This is a genomic window from Streptomyces sp. NBC_00354 (genome assembly GCF_036106915.1).
In the GTDB taxonomy this organism is placed as follows: Bacteria; Actinomycetota; Actinomycetes; order Streptomycetales; family Streptomycetaceae; genus Streptomyces.
Window position 1 is genome coordinate 4075851 of sequence record NZ_CP107983.1, and the last position, 16483, is coordinate 4092333.

16 protein-coding genes and 2 pseudogenes are annotated in these 16483 nt (G+C 69.9%); 15 read left to right on the forward strand and 3 right to left on the reverse strand.

Going from position 1 to position 16483, the window contains the following annotated elements; genetic code table 11:
* Positions 1-420: 420 nt before the first annotated feature.
* Both OHT74_RS18385 and OHT74_RS18390 read left to right on the forward strand, forming a co-directional pair.
* On the forward strand, positions 421-1044 hold the full coding sequence (locus OHT74_RS18385) for a sugar transferase (RefSeq protein ID WP_328620785.1): 624 nt from the start codon (positions 421-423) through the stop codon (positions 1042-1044).
* A 110-nt stretch (positions 1045-1154) separates the two neighbouring features.
* Positions 1155-3362: pseudogene (locus OHT74_RS18390) on the forward strand (heterodisulfide reductase-related iron-sulfur binding cluster); the annotation flags it as partial.
* Positions 3363-4014: 652 nt separating this feature from the next.
* Here the strand turns inward: OHT74_RS18390 and OHT74_RS18395 are convergent.
* Positions 4015-5010 carry a hypothetical protein gene (locus OHT74_RS18395; RefSeq protein WP_328620786.1) on the reverse strand — a complete coding sequence of 332 codons (996 nt, stop codon included), beginning with the start codon at positions 5008-5010 and terminating at the stop codon, positions 4015-4017.
* A 267-nt stretch (positions 5011-5277) separates the two neighbouring features.
* On the opposite strand from OHT74_RS18395, the gene OHT74_RS18400 reads away from it, so the two are divergent.
* Entirely contained in the window at positions 5278-6201 is a 924-nt protein-coding gene (locus OHT74_RS18400; protein WP_266665526.1) for a Yip1 family protein, read from the forward strand.
* 69 nt (positions 6202-6270) lie between these two features.
* Here OHT74_RS18400 and OHT74_RS18405 read toward each other — a convergent pair.
* Positions 6271-6564 (reverse strand): annotated as a pseudogene (locus tag OHT74_RS18405) (phosphoribosyltransferase); the annotation flags it as partial.
* A gap of 35 nt (positions 6565-6599) precedes the next feature.
* Here OHT74_RS18405 and OHT74_RS18410 point away from each other — a divergent pair.
* The gene (locus OHT74_RS18410) at positions 6600-8345 is read left to right on the forward strand and encodes a recombinase family protein (RefSeq protein ID WP_328620787.1); all 1746 of its coding nucleotides are present in this window, start codon (positions 6600-6602) and stop codon (positions 8343-8345) included.
* Positions 8346-8733: 388 nt separating this feature from the next.
* Here OHT74_RS18410 and OHT74_RS18415 read toward each other — a convergent pair whose 3' ends face one another.
* Positions 8734-9180, reverse strand: a complete 447-nt coding sequence (locus OHT74_RS18415) for a helix-turn-helix domain-containing protein (protein ID WP_033214554.1) — start codon at positions 9178-9180, stop codon at positions 8734-8736.
* Between the two features lie 206 nt (positions 9181-9386).
* On the opposite strand from OHT74_RS18415, the gene OHT74_RS18420 reads away from it, so the two are divergent.
* The 11 genes from OHT74_RS18420 (at position 9387) to OHT74_RS18470 (ending at position 16334) form a co-directional block, all read left to right on the forward strand.
* Entirely contained in the window at positions 9387-9515 is a 129-nt protein-coding gene (locus OHT74_RS18420) for a hypothetical protein (RefSeq protein WP_328620788.1), read from the forward strand.
* Between the two features lie 14 nt (positions 9516-9529).
* The gene (locus OHT74_RS18425) at positions 9530-9805 is read left to right on the forward strand and encodes a hypothetical protein (RefSeq protein ID WP_328620789.1); all 276 of its coding nucleotides are present in this window, start codon (positions 9530-9532) and stop codon (positions 9803-9805) included.
* Entirely contained in the window at positions 9802-10860 is a 1059-nt protein-coding gene (locus OHT74_RS18430) for a YqaJ viral recombinase family nuclease (protein ID WP_328620790.1), read from the forward strand. Before OHT74_RS18425 ends, OHT74_RS18430 begins: the two co-directional genes overlap by 4 nt.
* Positions 10857-11771 (forward strand): recombinase RecT, encoded by a 915-nt coding sequence (locus OHT74_RS18435; RefSeq protein WP_328620791.1) that lies wholly within the window; start codon positions 10857-10859, stop codon positions 11769-11771. Before OHT74_RS18430 ends, OHT74_RS18435 begins: the two co-directional genes overlap by 4 nt.
* On the forward strand, positions 11771-12853 hold the full coding sequence (locus tag OHT74_RS18440; RefSeq protein WP_328623341.1) for a DNA cytosine methyltransferase: 1083 nt from the start codon (positions 11771-11773) through the stop codon (positions 12851-12853). The genes OHT74_RS18435 and OHT74_RS18440 overlap by 1 nt, the downstream gene beginning before the upstream one ends.
* A 780-nt stretch (positions 12854-13633) precedes the next feature.
* Complete coding sequence (locus OHT74_RS18445) at positions 13634-13960, forward strand: hypothetical protein (RefSeq protein ID WP_328620792.1); 327 nt, start codon at positions 13634-13636, stop codon at positions 13958-13960.
* Positions 13957-14769, forward strand: a complete 813-nt coding sequence (locus OHT74_RS18450; protein ID WP_328620793.1) for a zinc finger domain-containing protein — start codon at positions 13957-13959, stop codon at positions 14767-14769. The genes OHT74_RS18445 and OHT74_RS18450 overlap by 4 nt, the downstream gene beginning before the upstream one ends.
* The gene (locus tag OHT74_RS18455) at positions 14766-15008 is read left to right on the forward strand and encodes a hypothetical protein (RefSeq protein ID WP_328620794.1); all 243 of its coding nucleotides are present in this window, start codon (positions 14766-14768) and stop codon (positions 15006-15008) included. Before OHT74_RS18450 ends, OHT74_RS18455 begins: the two co-directional genes overlap by 4 nt.
* Positions 15005-15196 (forward strand): hypothetical protein, encoded by a 192-nt coding sequence (locus tag OHT74_RS18460; protein WP_328620795.1) that lies wholly within the window; start codon positions 15005-15007, stop codon positions 15194-15196. The genes OHT74_RS18455 and OHT74_RS18460 overlap by 4 nt, the downstream gene beginning before the upstream one ends.
* Positions 15193-15558 carry a hypothetical protein gene (locus tag OHT74_RS18465; RefSeq protein WP_328620796.1) on the forward strand — a complete coding sequence of 122 codons (366 nt, stop codon included), beginning with the start codon at positions 15193-15195 and terminating at the stop codon, positions 15556-15558. Before OHT74_RS18460 ends, OHT74_RS18465 begins: the two co-directional genes overlap by 4 nt.
* A complete protein-coding gene (locus tag OHT74_RS18470) occupies positions 15555-16334 on the forward strand; it encodes a hypothetical protein (RefSeq protein ID WP_328620797.1) in 780 nt (259 codons plus the stop codon). The genes OHT74_RS18465 and OHT74_RS18470 overlap by 4 nt, the downstream gene beginning before the upstream one ends.
* Positions 16335-16483 lie beyond the last annotated feature (149 nt).

The following is a 16483-nucleotide window of genomic DNA, read 5'->3' on the forward strand; positions in this document are numbered from 1 at the left end:
TCCAGCTGACTTGAGTGGAACAGACTCAACCATGCCGTAACGCTGCGCTGGCGTCAACAGAGGTGAGTGGAGGGGGCTCAACTTTTATCCCGGACTTACGCTCACGCGGGCCTCCCGGGCGGCGCCGCGCAGCCGCGGGACGGCCGGGCGCGAGGGCCCCACCTGCGGAAACGCCCCACGGGGGCGGGCGGGCGAGGCGGTCCGGAAGCGCTCCAGGGCCACTCGAAGCCGACCGGGTGACGGTAGGGCCGCAGGGGTCGCGGCGGCGCCTGCGGCAGGCCCCACGGGGGCCGCACGGGGGCCGCATGGGGGCGGCGCCGGGGTCGCATCGGGCCGTACCGGGGGGCCGAGCGGGCGACGCTGGGGTGGTCCACTGCGCGGCATCACGGAAACCGCCGGAGGCGCATGCAGGGTGCCCCCATGCCGCTGCCGCCGCTCACGCTCCCCCCGATCCGGCGCCTCGTGCGGCGGCGACCCGCGACTCCGCGCCCCTCCCCGTCCCCGTCCCCGCCCCCGTCCCTGCTCTCGCTCCCGTACCGCCCGGACCTCTCGGCGAAGCGGGTGGCCGACCTCCTCGGGGCCATGGTGCTGCTCGGGGTCTTCGCGGCGCCGCTGCTGCTCGCCGCCGCCTTGCTGTACGCAGCCCAGGGCGGCCGGGCCTTCGTACGGGAGCCGGCGGCCGGGCTGGCCGGACGGCCGTTCCGGACGTGGCGGCTGCGTACGGACGCGGCGGGCCGGCTCGGCGCGGCCGTGGAGCGGTGCGCCCTGGACGGGATCCCGCAAGTGCTGAACGTGCTCCGCGGCGAGATGTCACTGGTCGGGCCGCGCGCGGAGCCGCGTACGGACCGGGCCGACCGGCTCCTCGTACGGCCCGGAATGACCGGTTTGTGGCAGGTCAGCGCACGATCCGACCTCCCCTGGGAGGAGATGGCCCTGCTGGACCGGCACTATGTGGAGAGCCATTGGCTGGGGATGGATCTCGCGATCCTGGCTCAGACCCCTCGGGCGGCCTACCGACAGCGGTGCCGACAGAGGCATGCCTGAGCGACACAGATCACCGCACGCTCACCTACATTGCGGCGCGGGGAATGGGTAACCTCAAGCCTTGACTCAATAAGTTACCGCTTAGTAAGTCCCGCCCGAGGAGCCCTCCCATGCAACTCGCCGCGATCATCGTGTCGCTGGTCCTGACCGTGGTCGGCGTCGCGCTGCTCGCCCGAGCCGTGGCGCAGATCTACCGCTTCGTGAAGCTCGGACAACCCGTACCGGCAGGCAGCCGTACGGACGACCCGAAGGCACGAACGCTCACCCTGGTCCGGGAGTTCCTCGGCCACAGCCGGATGAACCGCTGGGGCATCGTCGGCTTCGCGCACTGGTTCGTCGCGATCGGCTTCCTGACGCTGCCGCCGACGCTGGTCCAGGCGTACGGACAGCTCTTCGAGGCCGACTGGACGCTGCCGATCATCGGCGGCTTCCTGCCGTTCGAGCTCTACATCGAGTTCATCGGCATCATGACGATCCTCGGCATCGCCGTGCTGATCGTCATCCGCCTGCTGTCGCTGCCGTCCCGGGCGGGCCGCAAGTCGCGCTTCACCGGCTCGAAGGCCTGGCAGGCGTACTTCGTCGAGTACGTGATCCTCACCATCGGCCTCGCGATCCTGACGCTGCGCGGTCTCGAGGGCGCGATCCACCACGTGGACTCGTACGAGCCGGCGTACTTCGCCTCGTACCCGCTGGTCCTGGCGTTCAAGAGCCTCTCGCTCGGAACCCTGCAGAACGCCATCTACTTCACCGCGATGATCAAGATCGGCGTCTCGCTGATCTGGATGATCGTCGTCTCGCTCAACACCAACATGGGTGTGGCGTGGCACCGCTTCCTCGGCTTCCCGAACATCTGGTTCAAGCGCAACGCCGACGGCGCGACCGCGCTGGGCGCGCTCCAGCCGATGACGAGCGGCGGCAAGGAGATCGACTTCGAGGAGCCGGGCGAGGACGACGTCTTCGGCGTCTCCCAGGTCGAGCAGTTCTCCTGGAAGGGCATCCTCGACTTCTCCACGTGTACGGAGTGCGGCCGCTGCCAGTCGCAGTGCCCGGCGTGGAACACCGGCAAGCCCCTGTCGCCGAAGCTCCTGATCATGTCGCTGCGCGACCACGCGCACGCCAAGGCCCCGTACCTGCTCGCGGGCGGCGGCAAGGACATGGAGGGCAACGAGAAGGCCACGGCGGAGCAGCTGGCGAACGTCCCGGCGGCGGCGCTGGCGGAGGCGGAGCGCCCGCTCATCGGCACGGCCGAGGAGAACGGCGTCATCGACCCGGACGTGCTGTGGTCCTGCACGACGTGCGGTGCCTGCGTCGAGCAGTGCCCGGTCGACATCGAGCACATCGACCACATCGTCGACATGCGCCGCTACCAGGTGATGATCGAGAGCGCGTTCCCGTCGGAGGCGGGCACGATGCTCAAGAACCTGGAGAAGAAGGGCAACCCCTGGGGTCTGGCCAAGAAGCAGCGCGTGGAGTGGACCAAGGAGGTCGACTTCGAGGTCCCGATCGTCGGCAAGGACGCCGAGGACCTCTCCGAGTACGACTACCTGTACTGGGTCGGCTGCGCGGGCGCTCTCGAGGACCGCGCGAAGAAGACCACGAAGGCCTTCGCGGAGCTGCTGAACATCGCGGGCGTCAAGTTCGCGATCATGGGCGGCGACGAGAAGTGCACCGGTGACTCCCCGCGCCGCCTGGGCAACGAGCCGCTGTTCCAGCAGCTGGCCCAGGAGAACGTGGCCATGCTGAACATGGCCTTCGGCGAGGACGACGACGACCCGTCGACGAAGAAGCCGAAGTCCGCGAAGCGGATCGTCTCCACCTGCCCGCACTGCTTCAACACCATCGCGAACGAGTACCCGCAGCTGGGCGGCGAGTACGAGGTCATCCACCACACGCAGCTGCTCCAGCACCTGATCGACGAGGGCCGGCTGACGCCGGTCACGCCGGTGGACGGTCTGATCACGTACCACGACCCCTGCTACCTGGGCCGGCACAACAAGGTCTACACGCCGCCGCGCGAGATCATGTCGGCCGTGCCGGGGCTGCGCCAGCAGGAGATGCACCGCCACAAGGAGCGGGGCTTCTGCTGCGGCGCCGGTGGCGCGCGGATGTGGATGGAAGAGCGGATCGGCAAGCGCATCAACAACGAGCGCGTCGACGAGGCCCTGTCCCTGAACCCGGACATCATCTCGACGGCCTGCCCGTTCTGCCTGGTGATGCTGACGGACTCGGTCAACGGCAAGAAGAACGACGGCCAGGCGAAGGAATCCGTCCAGGTCGTGGACGTGGCCCAGCTCCTCCTGGAGTCGGTGAAGGCCCCGGCCCCGACGGAGGCAGAACTGGCGGCCGAGGCCCTGGCCGCCGAACAGGCGGCGGAGGCCGAGGCGAAGGCGGAAGCGGAAGCGGAAGCCAAGGCGAAGGCGGAGGCAGAAGCCGCGGCGAAGGCCAAGGCGGACGCCGAGGCCAAGGCCAAGGCAGACGCCGACGCCGAGGCCAAGGCGGAGGCGGAGGCTGCCGCGAAGGCCAAGGCCGAGGCGGAGGCGGAGGCGGAGGCGGAGGCTGCTGCAACGGCCGAGACCGAGGCCACGGCGGACGCCGAAGCCAAGGCGGAGACCGAAACTGCGGCAAAGGCGGACGCCGAGCCGGAGGCCACCGCAGAGGCGAAGGCCGAGACGGCGACTGCGGCCGAGGCCGAGACGGCCGCTGACGCCGCCGCAAAGCCTGAGGCCGAGCCGGAGGCCGAGGCCGAGGCCGGCGAGGCGAAGGCAGCCGAGGCCGAGCCGAAGGCGTCGGCCGACGGCGGCAACGCCAAGTAGTCCGTCGGCAGAACGCGACGCCGGAACGGCCGGTCCCCACTCAGGGGACCGGCCGTTCCGGCGTTCGGGGGGGGCCCGGGGGCGCAGCCCCCGGTTCCGGGAAGGGGCGGGGTGGGGGAGAAGGCCCCGCGCAGCGGCCGGCCCGGCCCCGGCCCGGTCAGGACTGGTCGGCGCGGCCCCGCTTCAGCAGTGCGAAGCCCAGCCCCGCCGCCCCCACGGCAGCCAACCCCCCGCCGGCGGCAACGAGCATCGGCCTGTCACCCGTAGAGGCCCCCTCCGCCCCGGCCTTCACGCCGCCCTTCGGCACCACACGCTCCCCCGCGCCCGCCCCCTCGGCGGTGTACTTCTCGATCAGTTTCCCGTCGAAGTCGTACACCCAGCTGCTCCCGCCGCCCTTCCCGTCGATGACGACGAACTTCACGCGCTTCCCGTCCTGGACGATCCGGTACGTCCAGCCGTCGTTCAGCGCGCTCGGGTGCTTCAGGTCGACCGTCCCGAGCAGGTTCCCGTTCGCCATCGAGATCTCGACGCGCTTGCCCTTCGGGCCGTCGATCAGCTTCGCGATCCGACCGTCCGGCATGGTGATCCGGACCGAGCTCTCCTTCTTGACCTCCTTGACCTCGTGCTTCGGCTTCTCGACGGGCTTCGGCTTCTCCACCGGCTTCGGCTTCTGCTCCCCCTCCACCCACGAGGTCACGGTCCCGTTCGGCTGCAGGACGACGTGCAGGCCGTTGTTCTGCCCGTACGCCGGGTTGCCCCCCTTGCTGACCAGCGTGTCCAGCTTCGTCGACCCTGCGAAGATCTCGGCCTCGAAGTGATTGCCGCTGATCTTGTAGACCTTGGCGATCGACCCGTCCGCGAGCTTGACCGTGGCCACAAAGGCCCGGGTCGGCTTCTCCGGCTTGACCGGCGGCGTGGTCGGGTCGACCGTCGGGTCCACCGCCGGCACGGCCGGATCCACCGGGGGCACAAGGTCGACCGGCGGAACCGGGTCCGTCGGGTCCGTCGCGGGCTGCTCGACCCCGGGCAGAACCTCCGGCCCGGGCACGGACGGTGAGTCCGCGAACGCGGACCCGACCGGGAGGGCCAGAACGGTGGCCGCGCCGGCGAGGACGGCGGCGGTGCGAAGGGTGGTGCGGCGAGTGCTGCGCATGTGGGGGCTCTTCTCGTAGCTCGGTGCTCATGGCTCGTCGGCGACAGACACGAAGCTACGGACCCGATATCTACGTATTCCGTAGGCAATGTAACGACCCACAACAGACTCCACCGCAACCATGTAAACCAGACAATTCCCATCCCTCCCCCGCGGTGGGGACAGCCCCCCGGGGTTCCCCTAGGGGATGTCACAGGTCAGCCGCAAAGGGTGCTTATTCCGGCGGCCCGCCCACCACCGCTCCCCGGACCAGGTACGTTCGATCACGTGGCTGGATTCAGGATCGGACGCGGCAGGGACAACAACCGCGCTCCCCAACAACCCCCGCGGCAGCAGCCGTACGGTCAGCAGCAACCGCAGCAGGCGCCGTACGGCCAGCAGCCCTACCCTCCCCAGCAGCAGTGGCCTCAGCAGCCCGCCGCCGGAGGCCATGGCGAGCCCGAGTACTTCGACCCGTACGGACAGCCGTACGGACAGCAGCAGCCGCCTCCCCAAGGGCAGCAGCAGCCCCCGTACGGCCAGGGAGGCGCGGGCGGCGGCTCGTACGCGAACGACAACCCGGGGCACACCCAGGTCTTCGCGTACGGCGAGGACCCGTACAACCAGGGCGCGACGTACCACGCGGGCGCCGCGGCGGCCGCGCCGACGGGCCCACGGCTGCCGTGGAAGGAACTGCTCCGCGGCATCGTGATGCGGCCGGGGCCGACGTTCCTTCAGATGCGCGACTACGCCGTCTGGGGCCCGGCGCTGATCGTGACGTTCCTGTACGGGCTGCTCGCGGTCTTCGGCCTCGACGACGCCCGCAAGGACGTCATGGACGCCACCCTCGCCAACGCCGTCCCGATCGTCCTCAGCGCGGGCGTGGCCTTCGTCATCTGCGGGCTGATCCTGGGCGGCGTCACGCACACCCTGGCCCGCCAGCTGGGCGGCGACGGCGCATGGCAGCCGACCGTGGGCCTGTCGATGCTGGTCATGTCCATCACGGACGCGCCGCGCCTGCTCTTCGCCGTGTTCCTGGGCGGCGACAACATGTTCGTGCAGGTGCTGGGCTGGGTCACCTGGCTGGCGGCCGGCGCCCTGTTCACCTCGCTCGTCAGCAAGTCGCACGACCTGCCGTGGCCGAAGGCGCTGGGCGCGTCCGCGATCCAGCTGGTCGCACTGCTGTCGATCATCAAGCTGGGCACGCTGTAGGCAACCGGCTACGAAGGAGGGGCCCCGGCGCGCAAGCGCCGGGCCCCTCCTTCCATCCATTGACCCGGATCAGGCGTCGAGAACCTGACCCTCACGCTTCACGACGGGCGGCTCGACCGACCACGGGAAGTTGATCCACTCGTCGGTCTTCTTCCACACGTACTCGCACTTCACGAGCGAGTGCGACTTCTCGTAGATCACGGCGGACCGGACCTCGGCGACGTGGCCCAGGCAGAAGTCGTGGACGAGCTTCAGCGTCTTCCCGGTGTCGGCCACGTCATCGGCGATGAGGACCTTCTTGGCGGTGAAATCGATCGCCTCGGGCACGGGCGCCAGCATGACCGGCATCTCCAGAGTAATCCCGTGCAAGACCCACTCCTGAAGTGTGAGGGTGGGGCATGACAACATCCGTTGTTACTGGTCAGCGCGAGATCCCCGGCTCGCTGGTTCTAAACCGGGGTGGGGGCGAGGGTCCTCGGTCTCTCGCCGGTCTGCGCGGTGGCAGGTACGCGCGGAAGAGTGCTTACCGAGGGAAGAACGGGCGCCGAGGGTTCTCGGTGCGCGAGCAGCTCACAGGATCGGCGGACGACGCCGGCCGCCTCGGCGTGAACCTCGTCGAGGATTTCGTCGACGATGACCGTTCGGCTTCTCGCTTCCGCGACCGCGAGCGCGAAGAGTTCGAGCGAATGATCGAGTGGATCGAGCAGGGCAAGCTCGACATCGTTTTCGCGTGGGGGTCCAGCCGACTCCAGCGCGAGCTGGACGTGTATACGCGACTGCGTAACGCGTGTGCGAAGCACGGCGTCTTGTGGTGCTACGGCGGCAAGGTCTACGACCTGTCGAACAAGGACGACCGTTTCCGCACGGGCCTCGACGCTCTGATCGGTGAGCGCGAGGTCGACGAGCTGCGCGACAACGTCAAGCGGACGTTGCGCGCGAACGCCGTCACGGGCCGGCCGCACGGGATCTCTCCGTACGGGTACCGGCGCGTGTACGACGAGAAGACGGGCGCGTTCCTGCGTGAGGAGAAGGACCCGCAGCAGGCGCCCATCGTCAAGGAAATCTGTATCCGGGTGGCGAACGGCGAGGCGTACAAGGCAATCGCGGCAGACCTCATGAAGCGTTGCGTACCTGCCCCGGCGCTGCGCTGGACCAAGGGCATGGTTGTCCGCCTGTCTCGGTTCCAAACGGTGGCCGCGGCGCACGTGGCGCTGTTCGAAGAGGCCGTGGCGCGGCTTGCTCGGGGCGAGGAGAGTCTCGCGATTGCGCAGGACTTCAACGAGCGTGACGAGCCTCTGATCGCTGCGGTCTGGCATGGGGCGACGATCAAGGACTTTGCGACTGACGTCCGGTACACAGGGGCCCGTACGCACCATGGGGTTGTGACGAGTGACGGCGCATGGCCAAAGATCGTGTCGAAGCGGATCTATCTCAAGTGCCAGTCTGTGATCAAGGCGCGGGCGAGCAAGTCGACCAACTCACGGCCCGGCATGGCGCGGTATCTCCTGTCGGCGATCATGGGCTGCTCGGAGTGCCGGGTTCCCGTGGTCTCCAATCCAACGGATTGGGGGATGAACTACCAGTGCAAGACCAAGGGGGAGAACGGCAGCACGGGGTATCACGTCAGCGGGAAGCAGGAGCCGATCGACGCGTACGTGCTCGGCGAGCTGTTCGGGTGGCTGTCCTCGCCCGACTTCGTCGAGGCGTATACCGCGGGCGACAAGGAGTTGCAGGAGAAGATCGCCGAGGCCGAGGCCGACGCGGAACTACTCAACGCCCGGTTGGTCGAGTTCCGCGACAAGGCCATCGCGGGCGAGCTGTCTGCGGACAGCTTCGCGGCGATCGAGGCCGGTCTCGCCCCGAAGATCGCCGAGGCCGAGAAGGTCGCCGCATCGCTCCGGACACCTGACGTGGTAAAGGATCTCGTTGCCCCGTCGCGCAAGGAAGTCGAGCAGGCTTGGAAGCGGCTCACGCTTCCGCAGCAGCGTCTCGTCATCGAGTCGTTGCTCGAAATCAAGCTGCACCCGGTCGGGAAGGGCCGGCACAGCCGGGCGGGGGTGGCGATCAGCTCGTACGTGACTGTGGTCCGCAAGTCGTTGCGGCCGACCGTGACGGAGCAGGGGCAGCTCGCCAAGGCTGCGTGAGAGGACGAACAGCGGAAGGGCCGCGCGGCGGATGCCGTGCGGCCCTCTTTGTTACCCGCGCCGTCCGGCGCTATCGGCCTCGTGTGCGCGCACGTCGCCTGACTCGGTGTCCGAGTGGGGGGCGAGGCCGTTCAAGGCTTGCTGGAGGCTTGCCGCACCTGTGGGGGTGATGTGGCGGCCGTCCATATCGATCGTGAGTCCGTGTTCGGTGGCGCGGACTACGGTGATCGCTCCGGTATCGAGTTGGGTGCGGATGACGCGGATCAAGGTGGTGCCCCCCTCGTGGCATGACGAACCTCGACTCGAACACGTGCACGAGTCGAGGCGCCCGATCCACCTTACTCATCCCAACACCGCAGGTCACGCGCATACGACACCGGGTGATCGCCTAGGAAGACGAGCGATCCCCCTCGGAAAGTTCCGGCGGAAGCTCACCCGCCGCATAGCGTCGCAGGAGCGCCTCGACCTTCGGCATGTCCTTGCGCCCCATACCCGGGGCGTGCACGACGACGACTGTCGTCTCGTCGTCGCTCATCCCGAACGGGTCGTCGGCGACGAGTCCGCAGTATTGCTGTGATGCGGCGATTCGAACGTCGCGCTCGGGCCGACCGATAGCCGCGGCGACTGCACCGACGACGCCGGGCGAGAGCATGATCGACTTGTTCGCCGCGATGCGGTGCAGAGTCGTGTATCCCACCTCGACCCCGGTGGTCGGGTCGATCGCCCGCGCGGCGAGCTTGCGATACGAAAGCCCCGTCTCTTCTCTCGCAGCGCGCAGCAGATCCCCGAACGGGGTGCCGTACGGAGCGCGGAAGGGGGTGTCGGTCTCCGACACTCTCTTACTCCTGTTCTTGTTGCATAACTCGAACACTCTCATCTAATCAGCCATTGCCTCGAACTGCACATCGAAGTAACTCGTTGACGTGCACTTTTCGGCCGCCTACGGTTGCCGTTGTTCGACATCTGCAACAACCAACCGGGCGCTATGCACCGCTTCACGCCCTTGGCTGTTCGATATCTGCAACAAGCGGAGGGGGAGCCGTGACCGCTGATGAGACGCCCGAGCCGGACGACAACGGGTCGCCGAGTGCCGAGCAGATCGACTTGATCCGCCGACTTCTCGCCCCGCACATCCACCGAGCACGAGCCGAGCAGCAGTCCGCAGCGTGAGGAGAGAACAGCACGTGAGCATCGTTGAGTTCGTTGGTCCGCCGCCCAAGCAGCGGAACACCAAGCATTCCCGGATCGCCGCGGACCTGCGGGCGCACCCGAACGTGTGGGGAGTGGTCGGCAAGCCGGCCAGCGTCACCCGAGCGTCGTCCGCCGCGCAGGCCATCCGTAACGCTCGCCTCCCCGCCTACGGGCCGGCGGGAAGTTTCGAGGCGGTCGCCCGCACGATCACCTCGGGCGGCTCGACCGAACACCGCGTCTATGCCCGGTACATCGGGGGTGGGGAGTGAGCGGCGCGTCGGCGCCCTCGCTCGTCACGCCCACGGGGGTTGTCGTCGCACCGCCCGGTCTCGACCGCGAGCAGTGGCTGACCCTGCGGCGTAGAGGAGTTGGCGGTTCCGAGGTCGCCGCGATTCTGGGAATGAGCAAGTACACGTCACCGACCGAGGTCTACCTCGACAAGGTCGGCGAGCTGCCGCTCGACCGCCCGCTCGACCCGATCCTCGCCGAGGCCGCGTTCTGGGGGCACGAGCACGAGCCGACCGTCGCCCGCGTGTTCTCGGCGCGGAGCGGTCTCGGCGTGGTCGAGGGTCCGGGGACGCTCGCGCACATCGAGCGCCGGTGGATGCTCGCGAACGTCGACCGGTACGTGCTCGCCGAGGGCGCCTCGACGCCGTCGAGCCTGCTGGAGATCAAGACCCGCAGCGCCTTTCAGCTCGACGAGTGGCTGCTCGGCGTGCCGGACGGTCCGGCACTCCAGACGCATTGGTACCTCGCCGTCACCGGGTACGAGCACGCACACGTTGCTGCGCTGCTCGGCGGTAACCGACTCCTGATTCATCGCGTCGAGCGCGACGAGGCCCTCGTCGAGCACCTCGTCGAGATCGTCGGCCGATTCTGGCAGGGCGTGCTCGACCGTGTTCCGCCGCCGATCGACGGTTCCGAGGCGACCGAGTCGCTGCTCGATCACCTCTACTCGGTCAAGGCCGGCGCCGTGACGGTCGTCGACCCTGCCGAGGTGCTGCCCTTGCTTGAGCGCCGCCGGGAACTGAAAGCGCGCGAGGAGCGCACCGCCGACGAGCTGCGCGAGGTCGACAACCTGCTGAAAGCAACGGCGGGCGAGGCCGAGGTCGTCAAGACGCAGGGCCGGACCGCGTTCACGTGGAAGCAGAACGGCCCGCTCTCGCAGAAACGATTCACCACCGCGCATCCCGATCTTGCGCAGCAGTACACGCACCGCGTCGACGCGCTCGATACCGCGCGCCTCGCCGCCGAGCGCCCCGACGAGTTCCGGGCGCACCGCGCCCGACGCCTCGTCGTCCCGAAAGAGAGCACCGCAGCATGACCAGCAACCTTGCCGACCGCGTCGCCACCCGAGGCGCGCAGACCCGAACGCCCGCCGTACCCGCCACCCGCGCCCCCCAACCGGCAACCACGCTCGTGCAGTTCGTCCAGCAGATGCGCCCCGAGATCGAGCGCGCGCTGCCCGCGCACATGGGCGGCGCCGACCGTATCGCTCGGATCGCTCTTACCGAGCTGCGCAGGGTCGAGCACCTCGCCGAGTGCAGCCGCGAGTCGTTCGCCGGCGCCCTGATGACCTGCTCGGCCCTCGGGCTGGAGCCGGGCGGCGTGTCGGGCGAGGCGTACCTGCTGCCGTTCTGGAACAAGAAGATCCGCGGGTACGAGGTACAGCTCGTCATCGGCTACCAGGGCATGATCCGGCTCTACTGGCAGCACCCGCTCGCCGCCGGCCTCGACACGCACACCGTGCACGAGGGCGACGAGTTCGAGTACGAGTACGGTCTCGCGCCGAAGCTGCGCCACATCCCCGCGCGCGGCTCGGCGAAGGGTCCGGCGACGCACTATTACGCGGTTGCCCGACTGGCCAACGGCGGTAACGCGTTCGTGGTGCTCGACGTCGACGACGTCGAGGCGATCCGCAAGCGGAGCAAGGCGAAGGACTTCGGTCCGTGGTCCACGGACTACGACGCGATGGCCCGGAAGACGTGCGTACGGCAGTTGTTCAAGATGCTGCCGAAGTCGGCCGAGCTTGCCCGCGCGGTCGCGCACGACGGGACCGTGCGGCGCGATGCCTCTCCGGAGGGTCTCGACGTGCCTGGGGAGTACATCGAGGGCGAGATCGTCGAGCAGCCGTCCATGCCGGGCGGCGAGCAGCCCTCGGTCGAGGACGTGCCCTCGCAGTTCGTCGGATGGCCCGAGGCCGCCGAGCCGGGCGCCGCATCGGTCGGTGCGTGATGAGTGCGGACGGTCCGCGGATCGGGTCTCTGTGCTCGGGGTACGGCGGTCTCGACATGGCGGTGCGGTCGGTGCTCGGCGGCTCGGTCGTCTGGCACGTCGAGAACGATCCCGGGGCCTCGGCGATCCTCGCGCATCACTGGCCGGACGTACCGAACTTGGGCGACCTGAAAGCCGTTCGGTTCGACGACCAGGCCGACGACCAGGCCGACGGGGTCGACATCGTGACCGCCGGTTTTCCGTGCACCGATGTGAGCGTCGCAGGCAAGGGTGCGGGCATCGCCGAGGGCACCCGCTCGGGCCTGTGGCTGCACGTGGCCCGGTCCATTCAAGCTCTACAACCCCGATTGGTGGTGATCGAGAATGTGCGCGGACTTCTCTCGGCGACGGCCGATCGCGGCATGGGACCAGATGACCCGGTTGTGGATGCGCACTCCGGAGGGGCTCGAACTCTTCGCGCTCTCGGCGCCGTTCTCGGGGACCTGGCCCGCATCGGGTGGGATGCGGAATGGTGCTGCGTACGCGCTTCGGAGATCGGCGCTCCCCACCAGCGCGAGCGCGTATTCGTCATCGCGTGGCCTGCCGACGCCGGTAGCAGCCGATGCGGAGCGCGGACCGGACTACGCACGGGCGAACAGGCCCGGCGCGGGTGGGAGCGACCTCGTGACGTTCATCGCCCGTCTGCTGCCGACGCCGATCTCGACTCGGCACGACGATGGGGTCGAACTGGAGTTCTGGACAGCGCGGCGCGAGCGGATGCGGGATCGGTACGGGGTCGGGATCGGAACCCCTCCCCTGCCGCTGCTGCTGCCGCTGCTTTCCAGTGGGGCCCCTACCGGCCCGCCGTCGAGCAGTGGGAGCGACTCACCCGCCCCGCCCCGCGGGCAGTTGACGATCGAGGCCGGCATTCCCCCGAGTTCGTCGAGTGGATGCTCGGCCTACCCGAAGGCCATGTGACCGGCGTCCCCGGTCTCAGCCGCAAGGCGCAGTTGCGCGCCCTCGGGAACGGCGTCGTTGTCCAGCAGGCCGAGGCTGCGCTGCGGCTGCTCCTCGACCGGGCCGGCCTGCTCCTCGCCGCATGAACTGCCAGCACTGGGACGGCCCGAGGCGCCGCTACTGCCTCGCCCCGGGCGCCCGCCGGTACATCACCGGCCACCGCTGCCCCCGGCACACCCCCGCCGCCCTCGCCGGACGGCCCGAGCCGGGCACCCCGCCCCCACAGATCAGGAAGGAGTCACCCCGTGGCGTGGTTCAAGATCGACGACAGCTCGCACATGCACCCGAAGATCGTCAAGGCCGGTAACGCCGCCCTCGGTCTGTGGGTTCGGGCGGGCGCCTACTCTGCGCAGCACCTCACCGAGGGCACCGTGCCCGCCGTGGTCGCCCGCCAGTACGGGACCGCCCCGCAGGCCCGGAAGTTGGTCACGGTCGGTCTGTGGCACGAGCACGGGCACACCTGCCCGCGCTGCCCGCAGCCCCCCGTCGGCGACTTCATGGTGCACGATTTCTTCGAGGGCGGTCGCAACAGCACCCGGGCGCAGGTCGAGGCCAACCGGGCCGCCGCCGCGGAGCGTAAGGCGAAGAGCCGCACGCGAAACGAGGCTCGAACCGTCGACGAATCGGCCGCGGATCGTGCGCGAAACGAGCGCGGATCGGCGACGAATCGAGAGCGAAACACACCCCTGTTTCAGGAGAGAGACGCAGGTCAAGAGGGGGTGTCACACCGTGACGCCGTCGATAGCGTCACAGCCCCCCAAGCCAGCACCAAGCCTTACCCCAGTACTTCCTACGGAAGTACTGGGAAACCAGCTAGCCCGGACGGGCCCCGGATCGCCGAGCCCGTACGGCCCCTCGTCGATGCCATGAGCGCCGCCGGAATGGTCGTCTCCTGGGAACTCTCCTCCGCCGAGTGGCTGCTGCTGCACGCCCTGATCGAGCGGTGCGGCGTACACGTCCTCGTCGACCACGCCGGCGGTGCCTGGCAGGCCGCACGCACCCGCCCTCGCTCCGCCCGCTACTTCATCTCGGGGTGGCGCTCCCTGCCCACCCCGCCCCCGCGCGCCCCCGGGGCCGGCCCGACCGTCGTCCCGCTCAACCCCGGCGCCGCCCGCCCCTCGACCACCGATCAGCGGGTGCGCGCCGGCCTCGACCTCGCCGCCCAACTTCGCGAACAGGAGAACGCCCAATGACCCCCGCAGACGCCGCGGAACTGCTGACCTTCTGTGCCGCATGGGATCAGCGGACCATCGGAGAATCCGACGCCCGCGCATGGGCCTACGCCCTGCGCGACGTCCCCCTCGACGACGACACCCGGCAGGCCGTTGCCGACCACTACGGTGTCACCAAGGACCGGGCGACCCCGGCCGACGTCCGTCGCATCCGTACCCGTATCCGCGAGACCCGGATCGGCGCCGCCCACCCGGTCTACAACGGCAACCCGACCGAGACCGGCGCCGAGTTCGCCGCACGCCGCCGCGAGCAGCTCACCGCCGCGGCCGACGGCACCCTGCCACCTCAGTCCATCGGCTACGCACTCGACGCCACCCCGCCGCGCTCCGTCCTCGCCCTGACCGCGGGAGTCGGCCGCCCCGTCGATGACGAGGCGCGCCCGTACATCAGCCCCGAGCAGCGGTCCGCGATCCGCTCGACCCTGCCCACCCAACGGGCCACCCTGCCCGCCCTCGCCGTCCCCTGCCCGGTCGAGACCTGCCGAGCAGCACCTCGTCGCCTCTGCAAGCGCGGCGCAGGGGTCGAACTGCGTGCCACCGTCCACGGCCGCCGCCGCGACGCGCACGCCGTCCAGTTCGCCACCTGCCCCGAGTGCGGCGCCGACCCCGGCCGGAACTGCACCGCACCCGAGCCGCACCCCGCCCGCATCCGGGCAATCGCGGCCGAGGACGACGAGGCCGAGCAGCACCGCCTCGCCCGCCTCATGTCCACCCCGCCCACCCCGCGAGAGAACCGCGCCCGCCACACCGCCGGAGGAATACGCCGATGACCCCGCCCGCCGCCCGCGCCTCGATCGCCGCCCACCTGACCGACACGCTCGACGTGCACCCCCACCTCGCCACGCTCACCGCCGCATCCCTCCTCGACCGCCTCGCCATCGACGGATGGGAGATCAACAGCAACCACTACGCGCGACCGGTCGCGCCTCGCGCGCGGGAACCGCGCGCTCGGCGCTCCCTCGTCCGGTGGTTGCGTCGTGCCCGTACGGACGGAGAGACGACCGCATGACCTCGGCCCTGCTCGCCCTCGTCGGCGCGCTCGCCCTCGTCCTCGTCGCCGCCCTCGTCGGTTCCCTGCGGCTCGGCGGTCGCCTCGACCGCGAGGCGCGCACCCTCGCCTCACTGCCTTGCCCGCCCTACTGCACCGCCTGCTCGTCGGCCGCCCGCCGAGCCTCGAACGGAGACACGCCCGCATGACGCTGCACGCCCGTACCCGTACCGACTCCCGCCGCGGCCGAGTCCTCGTCCGCGAACTCACCCGCGAGGCCCGGCGCGAGCGCTTCCTGCTGCTGCTCGCCCGCGCCGACCGCGGCGTGCTCACCCCCGAGGACTGCGCCGCCCTGCGCGCCGACGTCGAGGCCGAGGTCGCCGAGAGCGACACCCACCGCCGCAGCGCCGCCGGCCAGCAGGCAGCAGCGATGCGCCTACACACCCGGATCGAGGCCGCCGAGCAGGCCCTCGTCGAGACCGAGGCCGACCTCGACCTCGCCCTCACCGAGGCCGCGGCCCTGCGCGAGCAGCTCGTCGAGCACCAGGCCGTCACCGAGGGGGACCGATGAACCAGACCCGAGCCACAGATCAGACCGTCGCCGCCCTGCGCCTCGTGCGCGACAAGTGGGGCGCGCTGCTCGCCGCCGTCGAGGCGCCGCCCACCGCGGCCGACTGGCCCCCGAGGGAGACGACCGGATTCCTCGACAAGGTCGCCGAGGGGCCGCTGCTCGTCGAGGACCGAGAGCCGTACGCCCTGCGCGCGCACCCCGCCCCGCTGAACCTCACCGCCCACGATGCCGTGGTCGCCGTCGAGAACATGCTGTTCGACCTCGCCGACACCTGCGCCGCCGTGACGCAGGAGCACACCCCCCTCGACGAGCTGCACCGCTGGAACTACCGCACGCACCACGGGCACGGATCGCGCACGGCCGGCGCTCACTGGGCGAGCGTGTACGTCGAGGGACGCGTGCTCGGCGAGCAGACCGATGGGCCCGACCCGCTGTTCGCCCCTCTGCCCGGATGGGCGCTGCACGAGGCGCACCGCGTCGCGAGGCAGTGCGCCGACCGCGTACTGCGCACCCTGCGCCACGACGAGCGGTCGGCGAGCAGCCGGTACCCGTGCCCGTGGTGCGCGTCCCCCCTCACCTCGTACTCGGCGTCGGGGGACGTGCGGCGCATTACCTGCTCGGGCGGTGCGTCCTGCTCGGCGCCGGTCCCCCTCGACCTCGACGGTCACCGGGTGTGGGAGCGGTCCGACATGGGCCCGCTGCTCGCCCTGTTCGCCGCCGCGATGGAGTCGGGAGAGAGCGCCGCCGAACACGCTTGCGCCGTTATCGGTTCGTGACCTATTGTTCGAGGCGTCTCCGGCGTGCCCGGAAACCCCCGATCCCGTACGCCCCGCCACACCCCCCGTGGCGGGGCGTTCGCGTGCTGCGGCGATCGGACGTCCTGACGAATCCGGTGCGTGCCGACCGTGCCTTTCCATGAAGTCGG

Excerpts from the sequence above, each read along its gene's own strand:
- OHT74_RS18395 (WP_328620786.1), bottom strand. The coding sequence starts at position 5,010 with ATGCGCAGCACTCGCCGCACCACCCTTCGCACCGCCGCCGTCCTCGCC.
- OHT74_RS18450 (WP_328620793.1), top strand. The coding sequence starts at position 13,957 with ATGACCCCCGCAGACGCCGCGGAACTGCTGACCTTCTGTGCCGCATGG.
- OHT74_RS18410 (WP_328620787.1), top strand. The coding sequence starts at position 6,600 with ATGACAACATCCGTTGTTACTGGTCAGCGCGAGATCCCCGGCTCGCTG.
- OHT74_RS18465 (WP_328620796.1), top strand. The coding sequence starts at position 15,193 with ATGACGCTGCACGCCCGTACCCGTACCGACTCCCGCCGCGGCCGAGTC.
- OHT74_RS18385 (WP_328620785.1), top strand. The coding sequence starts at position 421 with ATGCCGCTGCCGCCGCTCACGCTCCCCCCGATCCGGCGCCTCGTGCGG.
- OHT74_RS18440 (WP_328623341.1), top strand. The coding sequence starts at position 11,771 with ATGAGTGCGGACGGTCCGCGGATCGGGTCTCTGTGCTCGGGGTACGGC.
- OHT74_RS18470 (WP_328620797.1), top strand. The coding sequence starts at position 15,555 with ATGAACCAGACCCGAGCCACAGATCAGACCGTCGCCGCCCTGCGCCTC.
- OHT74_RS18455 (WP_328620794.1), top strand. The coding sequence starts at position 14,766 with ATGACCCCGCCCGCCGCCCGCGCCTCGATCGCCGCCCACCTGACCGAC.
- OHT74_RS18460 (WP_328620795.1), top strand. The coding sequence starts at position 15,005 with ATGACCTCGGCCCTGCTCGCCCTCGTCGGCGCGCTCGCCCTCGTCCTC.
- OHT74_RS18435 (WP_328620791.1), top strand. The coding sequence starts at position 10,857 with ATGACCAGCAACCTTGCCGACCGCGTCGCCACCCGAGGCGCGCAGACC.
- OHT74_RS18445 (WP_328620792.1), top strand. The coding sequence starts at position 13,634 with ATGAGCGCCGCCGGAATGGTCGTCTCCTGGGAACTCTCCTCCGCCGAG.